At 72.6% G+C, this 8,633-nt stretch carries 10 protein-coding genes; 5 read left to right on the top strand and 5 right to left on the bottom strand.

Annotated elements, in window-relative coordinates; genetic code table 11:
* On the bottom strand, positions 1–1,102 hold a 1,102-nt coding region (gene pcaF / locus ACWEVO_RS21610), incomplete at its 3' end, for a 3-oxoadipyl-CoA thiolase (RefSeq protein ID WP_452309334.1).
* Between the two features lie 108 nt (positions 1,103–1,210).
* On the opposite strand from pcaF, the gene ACWEVO_RS21605 reads away from it, so the two are divergent.
* Together ACWEVO_RS21605 and ACWEVO_RS21600 are read left to right on the top strand one after the other, a co-directional pair.
* Positions 1,211–2,176, top strand: a complete 966-nt coding sequence (locus ACWEVO_RS21605; RefSeq protein ID WP_452309333.1) for a glutathione S-transferase family protein — start codon at positions 1,211–1,213, stop codon at positions 2,174–2,176.
* The gene (locus tag ACWEVO_RS21600) at positions 2,169–2,786 is read left to right on the top strand and encodes a DUF998 domain-containing protein (RefSeq protein ID WP_452309332.1); all 618 of its coding nucleotides are present in this window, start codon (positions 2,169–2,171) and stop codon (positions 2,784–2,786) included. Before ACWEVO_RS21605 ends, ACWEVO_RS21600 begins: the two co-directional genes overlap by 8 nt.
* 33 nt (positions 2,787–2,819) lie before the next feature.
* Here ACWEVO_RS21600 and ACWEVO_RS21595 read toward each other — a convergent pair whose 3' ends face one another.
* Genes ACWEVO_RS21595 through ACWEVO_RS21580 form a run of 4 tightly spaced genes read right to left on the bottom strand, consistent with a single transcriptional unit; the run spans position 2,820 to position 6,335 of the window.
* On the bottom strand, positions 2,820–3,209 hold the full coding sequence (locus ACWEVO_RS21595) for a universal stress protein (protein WP_452309331.1): 390 nt from the start codon (positions 3,207–3,209) through the stop codon (positions 2,820–2,822).
* Positions 3,206–4,732, bottom strand: coding sequence for a tripartite tricarboxylate transporter permease (locus tag ACWEVO_RS21590; RefSeq protein WP_452309330.1), 1,527 nt, complete (start codon positions 4,730–4,732; stop codon positions 3,206–3,208). Before ACWEVO_RS21590 ends, ACWEVO_RS21595 begins: the two co-directional genes overlap by 4 nt.
* Positions 4,733–4,740: 8 nt before the next feature.
* Positions 4,741–5,331 carry a tripartite tricarboxylate transporter TctB family protein gene (locus ACWEVO_RS21585; protein WP_452309329.1) on the bottom strand — a complete coding sequence of 197 codons (591 nt, stop codon included), beginning with the start codon at positions 5,329–5,331 and terminating at the stop codon, positions 4,741–4,743.
* Positions 5,328–6,335 carry a Bug family tripartite tricarboxylate transporter substrate binding protein gene (locus tag ACWEVO_RS21580; RefSeq protein ID WP_452309328.1) on the bottom strand — a complete coding sequence of 336 codons (1,008 nt, stop codon included), beginning with the start codon at positions 6,333–6,335 and terminating at the stop codon, positions 5,328–5,330. Before ACWEVO_RS21580 ends, ACWEVO_RS21585 begins: the two co-directional genes overlap by 4 nt.
* Before the next feature lie 141 nt (positions 6,336–6,476).
* On the opposite strand from ACWEVO_RS21580, the gene ACWEVO_RS21575 reads away from it, so the two are divergent.
* From ACWEVO_RS21575 to ACWEVO_RS21565, 3 genes are all read left to right on the top strand, one after another.
* The gene (locus tag ACWEVO_RS21575) at positions 6,477–7,370 is read left to right on the top strand and encodes a LysR family transcriptional regulator (RefSeq protein ID WP_452309327.1); all 894 of its coding nucleotides are present in this window, start codon (positions 6,477–6,479) and stop codon (positions 7,368–7,370) included.
* 134 nt (positions 7,371–7,504) lie between these two features.
* Positions 7,505–8,419, top strand: a complete 915-nt coding sequence (kdgD, locus tag ACWEVO_RS21570; protein ID WP_452309326.1) for a 5-dehydro-4-deoxyglucarate dehydratase — start codon at positions 7,505–7,507, stop codon at positions 8,417–8,419.
* Positions 8,416–8,633, top strand: a 218-nt coding sequence (locus tag ACWEVO_RS21565) for a hypothetical protein (protein ID WP_452309325.1), incomplete at its 3' end; no start/stop codon positions are given. The genes kdgD and ACWEVO_RS21565, both read left to right, overlap by 4 nt.

The raw sequence follows: 8,633 nt of genomic DNA, 5'->3' as shown, positions 1-8,633 counted from the left end.
TGAGGGCCAGCCGGGCACCGCTGGCGCCGAGCGGGTGGCCGAGGGCGATCGCCCCGCCGTTCGGGTTGACGTGCTCGGCGTCCTCGGGCAGGCCCAGCTCGCGCAGCACCGCCACGGACTGCGCCGCGAAGGCCTCGTTCAGCTCGATCACGTCGACGTCGGCCAGGCCCAGGCCGTACCGGTCGAGCAGCTTGCGGGTGGCCGGCACCGGCCCGATCCCCATGATCCGGGGCGGCACGCCGGCCGCCGCCGCGCCGGTGACCCGGGCCAGCGGGGTGAGCCCGTAGCGGGCGACGGCCGCCGCGGAGGCGACCAGCAGGGCCACCGCGCCGTCGTTGACGCCGGAGGAGTTGCCGGCGGTCACGGTGCCGCCCGCGCGGAACGGGGTGGGCAGCGCGGCGAGCTTCTCCAGGGAGGTCTCCCGGGGGTGCTCGTCGGCCTCGACCAGCTTCGTCTCGCGCTTCCCGGCCGGCACGGTGACCGGCACGATCTCCTCGGCCAGCCGGCCGTCGGCCTGCGCCTTCGCGGCGCGCTGCTGCGAGCGCAGGGCGAACTCGTCCTGCGCCGCCCGGTCCACGCCGTAGTCGGCGGCGACGTTCTCCGCCGTCTCCGGCATCGAGTCGATGCCCCAGCCCTGCTTCATCAGCGGGTTCACCAGCCGCCAGCCGATGGTGGTGTCGTAGACCTCGGCGGTGCGGGCGAACGCGGTGGTGGCCTTCGGCATCACGAAGGGGGCGCGGCTCATGCTCTCCACCCCACCGGCGACCACCAGGTCGGCCTCGCCCGCCACGATCGACCGGGCGGCGGTGGCCAGGGCGTCCAGGCCGGAGCCGCAGAGCCGGTTGACCGTGCTGCCGGGGACCTCCTCGGGCAGCCCGGCGAGGAGCGTCGCCATCCGGGCCACGTTGCGGTTGTCCTCGCCGGCCTGGTTGGCGCAGCCCAGGATCACGTCGTCGGTGCGGGCCCAGTCCACCCCCGGGTGGCGGGCGACCAGTTCGCGGATCACGTGGGCGGCCAGGTCGTCGGGGCGGACCCCGGCGAGGGCGCCGGCGTACCGGCCGATCGGGGTACGGACTCCGGCCACGAGGTATGCCACGGTCATCGACGCACGTCCTTCGGGGGTGGGAAGGGGCTGGCGGCGGGTCGCCCACCGGGTCACGGGGACGCCCGGCGCCAGGATATCCGCGTCCCGAACGGTTAGGTTGGCGGCATGGCCCGGGCCCAGTTCAGCGCAGAGAGCACCCGCAGCGGTGAGTTCGTCCGCCAGCCCAACCGGTTCACCGGTCGGGTCACCCCGCACTCCACCTCGCCGGAGGGCGGCGGCCCCGACGATCAGGACCGCTGGCCGCTGGAGGCCGGGCGGTACCGGCTGATCTGGTGCCGGGCCTGCCCGTGGGCGCACCGGGCCCGGATCGTCCGCAGCCTGCTGGGCCTGGACGAGGTGATCTCGCTGGGCACGGTCGACCCGATCCGGGACGAGCGGGGCTGGCGGTTCTCCCTCGACCCAGACGGCTTCGACCCGGCGCTGGGCATCGGCTTCCTCTCCGACGCGTACCTGGCCACCGACCCGGACTACACCGGCCGGGTGACCGTGCCGGCGCTGGTCGACACGCGCACCGGCCGGGTGGTCACCAACGACTATCCGCAGCTCACCCTGGACTTCTCCACCGAGTGGCGGCGGTTCCACAAGCCGGGCGCGCCGGATCTCTACCCGGTCGAGCTGCGGCCGGAAATGGACGCGCTGATGGCGGAGATCCACCGGGACGTCAACAACGGCGTCTACCGGTGCGGCTTCGCCACCTCCCAGGAGGCGTACGACGAGGCGTACCGGGCGCTCTTCGCCCGGCTGGACGCGCTGTCGGAGCGGCTGGCCGGGCGGCGCTACCTGATGGGCGACCAGCTCACCGAGGCGGACGTCCGGCTCTTCACCACGCTGGTCCGCTTCGACGTGGCGTACCACGGGCACTTCAAGTGCAACCGGCAGAAGCTGACCGAGATGCCGGTGCTCTGGGCGTACGCCCGGGACCTGTTCCAGACCCCGGGCTTCGGCGAGACGGTGGACTTCGACCACATCAAGCGGCACTACTACGGCACCCACGAGATGATCAACCCGACCCGGATCGTGCCGCTGGGTCCGGACCTGTCCGGCTGGACCACGCCGCACGGGCGTGGCTGAGCCCGGCGTCCTCCGGGCCGCCGCCGCGTCCGCCGCCGCCGGTTGCGTCCTCGCCGGGTCGGTCGCGGTGACGGTCGCCGTGGTCGCCGGTCCCGGTCCGGGCCTGACCGGGTACGTCAGCGAGGCCGGCGTCACCGACAGCGGATACGCCGGGGCGTACCGGATCGGGGTGTTCGCCCTGGCCGCGGCGCTGCTGCTGCTCGCCGTGGCGCTGCCCCCGGCGCTGCGGGCGGCGGCGGTGCTGCTCGCCGCCGGTGGGGTCGGCACGGTGCTGTCCGGGGCGGTGGCGTGCAGCGCGGGCTGTCCCCTGCCGCCCTTCGAGGCGGCCACCGTGGCGGACCTGGTGCACGGCGGGGCGAGCATCGCGGCGACCGCCGCCGTGGTCTTCGCCATGCTGGTCCTGCTCGTCTCCCCGGCGGCGGCCCGGCCGCTGCGCCGGATCGCCGGGGTCGCCGCGGCCCTCGCGTTGCCGCTCTCCGCCGCCGTCGGGGTGGCCATGCTGGCCGTGGGCCGGGGCGGCCTGGTCGGCGTACTGGAGCGGCTGCTGCTGGCGGTGGCCGCCGGCTGGGGGCTGGCCACCGCCGCCGCGCTGGGGCTGGCCCGCCGGTGAGGCCGGGCCGGGTGTCCCCGGCCCGGCACCGGGTCACGGCTTGACGGCGAGTACCGGTCGGTCGGCGTCGAGCAGGATGCGCTGGGCCGCGCTGCCCATGATCAGCTTGCCGACCGGCGAGCGGCGGCGCAGGCCGATCACGACCACCGAGGCGTCGACCGCCTCGGCCACCCGCACGACCTCCTCGGCGAGGTCCCCGGCGTGCGCCTCCTGGCGGAAGTCGACCTCGACACCGGCGGCCGTCGCGCGCTCGACGAGCGCCGCCACGGTGGCCTCATCGGCGAGGTCCGCGCTGACCGGCGCGCCCTCGCGCGCGGTGTTGAGCACCACCAGCCGTTCCCGGCGGCGGCCGGCCTCGGCGAGCGCGGCGGTGAAGGCCGCGTTCCCTTCCGGCGTGGGGATGTAGGCGGCGAGAACGGTCACACCAGCTCCTTCTCGGGGGACGCGGTGACGGACGGGGACACCGGCCGGCGCCGGCGGAGCGCGGCCCGCAGCGGCGGCAGCAGGGCCACGAGCAGGAACACGACGAGCAGGACCCCGGAGATCGGCCGGGTGAAGAAGCCGGTCGCGTCGCCGTTGAAGATCAGCAGCGAGCGGCGCAGCGAGTCCTCCAGCAGCGACCCGAGTACGAAGGCCAGCACCAGCGGACCGGGGTCGAAGCCCAGCTTCTTCATCAGGTAGCCGAGGGCGCCGAAGACGATCACCAGACCGATGTCGAAGACGCTGTTGCGCACCGTGTAGACGCCGATCAGCGTGATCAACACCGTGACGGGGGCGAGGATCGTGGCCCGCACCTTGAGGATCTTCACGAACAGGCCGACCAGCGGGATGCTCATGATCAGCAGCAGGATGTTGCCGATGTACATCGAGTTGACCACGCCCCAGAACAGGTCGGGGTTCTGCTCGACCAGCTGCGGACCGGGTGTCACGCCCTGGATCAGCAGCGCGCCGAAGATCACCGCCATGGTCGCGTTGGCCGGGATGCCGAGGGTCAGCAGCGGGATGAACGACGACGTGGCGGCGGCGTTGTTGGCCGTCTCCGGCGCGGCAACGCCCTCGACGGCGCCCTTGCCGAACCGCTCGGGGTGCTTGGCCCGGCGCTTCTCCAGCGCGTACGCGGCCAGCGAGGAGAGGGTGGCGCCGCCGCCGGGCAGGATGCCCAGCACGAAGCCCACCAGGGAGCCACGGCCGATCGCCCCGGACGACTGGCGCAGGTCGGCCCGCGACGGCCACACGTTCGCCACCGCGACCGGGGCCTGCGCGGCGCGATGGCGTTCCTCGAGGTTGTAGAGGATCTCGCCGAGGCCGAAGAGTCCCATGGCGATGGGAACGAAATCCAGGCCGTCGGCCAGCGACAGGTTGTCGAAGGTGAACCGCTCGGCGCCCGTGAAGCCGTCCTGGCCGACGGTGGCGAGCAGCAGGCCGACGCACGCGGCGATGACCGCCTTGAGGCGTCCGCCGCTGCTGATCGTGGCGACCAGCAGAATGCCGAGCAGGGCCAGGGCCGTGTACTCCGGCGGACCGAAGTCCAGGGCGAAGCCCGCCACCAGGGGGGCGACGAGGGTCAGGGCGATGATCGAGACGGTGCCGCCGACGAAGGAGCCGATGGCCGCGATGCCGAGTGCGGTGCCGGCCCGGCCCTGGCGGGCCATCGCGTGGCCGTCGAAGACGGTCACCACGGAGGACGCCTCGCCGGGCAGCCGCAGCAGGACGGAGGTGATGGTGCCGCCGTACTGGGCGCCGTAGAAGATGCCGGCGAGCATGATCACCGCGGTCACCGGCTCGATGCCGAAGGTGACCGGCAGCAGGATGGCAATGGTCGCGGCGGGGCCGAGGCCGGGCAGGACGCCGATCAGCATGCCGATGACGACGCCGATCAGGCAGTAGAGCAGGTTGGTCGGCTCCAGCACGACGCCGAAGCCATGGAGCACCGGGGCGAAATCCACGGACCCTCCTAGAACAGGTGCGGGATGGGGACCGAGAAGGCCGCCACGAACAGGAGATAGAAGGCGACCACCACACCCAGGCTCGTGAGGATCGAGGTGCGCCAGCCCTCCCGGCCGAGGACCCGCAGCCAGACGAAGGCGAGCAGGGCGGCCGGGATCTCGAAGCCGATCACGCTGATGACCGCGACGAAGACGACCATGGTGGCCAGGCCGCCGAGGACCAGCAGGCTGGCCCGGGAGAACCGCTCGGCGTCGGTGGTGCGCCGGGCCGTGGCGAGCAGGCCCAGGCCCAGCAGGACGAGCGCGCCGCTGACCAGTAGCGGCCAGGTGCCGGCCTCGGGGGCGCGGGCGGTCCCGAGGCCGAGCCTGCTGGAACCGACGAGCCCGGCGATGCCGAGCGCCACGACCGCCGCGGCGGTCAGGGTGTTGCTGAGCGTCCCGGCCGCGGGCGGGCGGCCCTCGTGCTCGGCTTCCTCGACGCGGTGGATCGCCTCCTCGAGGCTGAGCTCCGCGCCGACGGAATCACCGCCCCGGGGGATGGCCCCGGCGGCGGTGTCGCCGCCGGGGCTGCCCGGTGTTCCGTGGTGGATCGAACTCACTTCGACTCGCCAAGCTGGATGTTGTACTTCTGGACGACGGCGCGGTACTTGTCCAGGTTCGCGGTCCACTGCTTGCGCAGCTCCTCGCCGTCCACCTCGTTGGGGGTGAGCAGGTTGTCCTCGTTGAACTTCTTGTAGGCATCGGCCTGGAACGCCTTCTGGAACGAAGCGCGCAGGGCGTCGATGACCTCCTTCGGCGTGCCCTTCGGTGCGAAGATCGCCCGCGACTGCTGCACGGGCACGTCGTGGCCGGCCTCCACCGCGGTCGGGGTGTCGGGCAGGTAGGTCGGGCGCTTCTCGGCGAACGTCACGATCGGGGTGAGCTTGCCGGCCTTGACCTGCTCGATGGCCTCGCCGAGCTGGACCGAGCCGACGTCCACCTGGCCGCCGAGCACCGCGGTGAGAGTGGGCGACCCGCCCTTGAAGGGAACGGCCTTGGCCGGGATGTTCGCCTGGCGGAACAGCAGCTCCTGCGACAGCTGGCTGCCGGTGCCGACGCCGGTGGTGCCGAAGGTGATCGGGCGGCCGGCCTTGGCCAGGTCGTCGACGGTCTTGAAGCCGGACTTGGCGGCCGTGACCATCACGTAGTCGTCCTGGCTGATGCCGGTGACGATGTCGTAGTCGGCCATGTCGGGCGCCTGCCCGGCGGCGACGGCCAGCGGCGTGATGTAGGCGAGGCTGCCGTTGTAGACCATCAGGGTGTGCCCGTCGGCCTTCTTGCCGGCCAGCTCCTTGGCGGCCAGGCCGCCGTTGGCGCCGGGCTTGTTCTCGACGGTCACCGGGACACCGAGGTCGTTGGAGACCTTGTCGGCGAGCGCCCGCGCGATGAGGTCGGTGCTGCCGCCCGGGTCCTGGCCGACCAGGATGGTGATCGGTGCCTTGCCCGGGAACTTCGCGTCGTCGCTGGTCCCGCCCCCGACATTGCCGCCGCAGGCGGCGAGCGAGAGGGCCAGGACGAGCCCGGCCCCCGCCGTCGCCAACCGGCGTACGCGGTTGATCGTCATGTCGTTCTCCTCATTGACAGAGCCATGTTTCAGCGATGGGGCGCTGTGAGTCGGGTCACGGACGCCTGGATGACGGGAGCCTAGGGACCTCGACTCATGCCTGTCCAAATCCAATGCGGCATCAGTTGATACCTTCTTGACATGGCGTTCACGCTGGAGCAACTTCGCGGATTCGTCACCGTCGCGGAGGAGCTGCACTTCGGCCGCGCCGCCGCGCGGCTGCAGATGACACAGCCTCCCCTGAGCCGGCAGATCCAGAAGCTGGAGCGGGTAGTGGGCGCCCAACTGCTGGAACGGGACAACCGGGGGGTGGCGCTCACCGCCGCCGGCGCGGCGTTCCTGGTCGAGGCACGCCGGCTGCTCACGCTCGCCGACTCCGCGCCGGAACTGGCCCGGCGGGTGTCGTCCGGGGCCAGCGGCGTGGTCCGGATCGGGTTCACCGCGGCCTCGGCGTACGGGATCCTGGGCGGATTGCTGAACGACCTGTCCCGCGAGCTGCCCGACGTCGGCGTGGACCTGGCCGAGATGGTGACCCGGGAGCAGGTCGCCGGGCTGCTCAAGGAGGAGATCGACCTCGGGCTGGCGCGTCCGCCCTTCGACGAGCAGGCCTTCGGCTCGCGGCTGCTGCACCGGGAAGCGCTGCTGGTCGCGGCGCCCGCCGGTCACCGGCTGCTGGAGCTGGGGCGGCCCGCGACGGCGCCGGACCTGGCGGCGGAGCCGGTGGTCATGCACTCGCCGACCAAGGCCAAGTACTTCTACGACCTGGTCGCCGGGGTGGTGCCGATCGCCGCCGAGAACACCGTGCACAGCGTGAGTCAGGTGCTCACCATGCTCTGGCTGGTGGCGGCGGGCCGGGGGGTCGCGTTCGTGCCCGCCTGCGCGGCCCGGCTGCCGATCGAGGGGGTGGGCTTCGTCCCGCTGGAGACCCCCGCGCCCGAACCGGTGGAGCTGCACCTGTTGTGGTCCCGCGAGTCGAAGAATCCCGCGCTGTGGCGGGCGCTGGCGGCCCTGGAGCGACGATCGGACAACTCCTGATACCCCGAGAGCATCGCTCGATGCGGAAGCGCTCTTGGACATGCATCGTCACAGGTTCCTACGGTGATCCCGACCACCGTCCGCGCCGCCCGTTGGCGCGGACGCGGACCCGTCGGACCCAAGGACAGATCATCGTGACGCTGCTGCCTCCGGACGTTCTCGCTGACCGGCTGAAGTCGGGCCTACTCTCCTTCCCGGTCACCCACTTCGACGCCGACCTGCAGTTCGACGAGGCCCGTTACCGGGAGCACCTGGCCTGGCAGTCGAGCTTCGACGTCGCCGGCCTGTTCGCGGCGGGCGGCACCGGCGAGGGGTTCTCACTGTCCTCCGCCGAGATGGACCGCGTCGTCCGGGTCGCCGTCGACGAGGTGGCGGGCAAGGTTCCGGTCATCGCGCCGGCCACCGGCGGCACCGCGGTCGCCGTGGCCCAGGCGCAGGCCGCCCAGGCCGCCGGCGCCGACGGCGTGCTGCTGTTCCCGCCGTACCTCACCGAGGCCAGCCAGCGGGGCCTGGTCGAGCACATCAGCGCCGTGTGCCGGGCGACCGACCTGGGGGTGATCGTCTACAGCCGGGCGAACGCCGTGCTCACGGATGCGACCGTCGCCGAGGCCGCCGACCGCAACCCCAACCTGATCGGGCTCAAGGACGGCGTCGGCGACATCGAGCGGATGACCCGCACGTACGCCCGGGTCGGCGACCGGCTGATCTACATCGGCGGGCTGCCGACGGCCGAGACGTTCGCGCTGCCGCTGCTCCAACTCGGGGTCAGCACCTACTCGTCGGCGCTGTACAACTTCCTGCCCGAGTTCGCGCTCCGGTTCTACGCGGCCGTCCGCGCCCAGGATCGGCCGACCGTCTACCAGATGCTCACCGACTTCGTGATCCCCTACCTGGACATCCGGGACCGGTCCAAGGGGTACGCCGTCTCGATCATCAAGGCCGGCCTGACCGCGGTCGGGCGCGACGGCGGCCGCGTCCGGCCCCCGCTGGCCGACCTGACCGAGACCGAGCTCGCGGAGCTGACCACGTTGATCCAGAAGGTCCCGTGACCCCCTTCATCGACACCGAGAGGACGGCGATGACCGGCCGCACCCCGACCGTGACCCGGGTCGAGGCGGTACCCGTCGCGGGACACGACAGCATGCTGCTCAACCTCAGCGGCGCGCACGGCCCGTTCTTCACCCGCAACGTCGCCGTCGTCACCGACAGCGAGGGCCAGGTCGGCGTCGGCGAGGTGCCCGGCGGCGAGGCGATCCGCCGCAC

This window comes from Micromonospora sp. NPDC003776, assembly GCF_053605645.1.
This window is presented reverse-complemented; position numbering and strand designations above follow the sequence as displayed.

What these genes read in the sequence shown, in the direction of transcription:
- ACWEVO_RS21605 (WP_452309333.1), top strand. Translation starts at nt 1,211, where the DNA reads ATGGCCCGGGCCCAGTTCAGCGCAGAGAGCACCCGCAGCGGTGAGTTC.
- ACWEVO_RS21580 (WP_452309328.1), bottom strand. Translation starts at nt 6,335, where the DNA reads ATGACGATCAACCGCGTACGCCGGTTGGCGACGGCGGGGGCCGGGCTC.
- ACWEVO_RS21575 (WP_452309327.1), top strand. Translation starts at nt 6,477, where the DNA reads ATGGCGTTCACGCTGGAGCAACTTCGCGGATTCGTCACCGTCGCGGAG.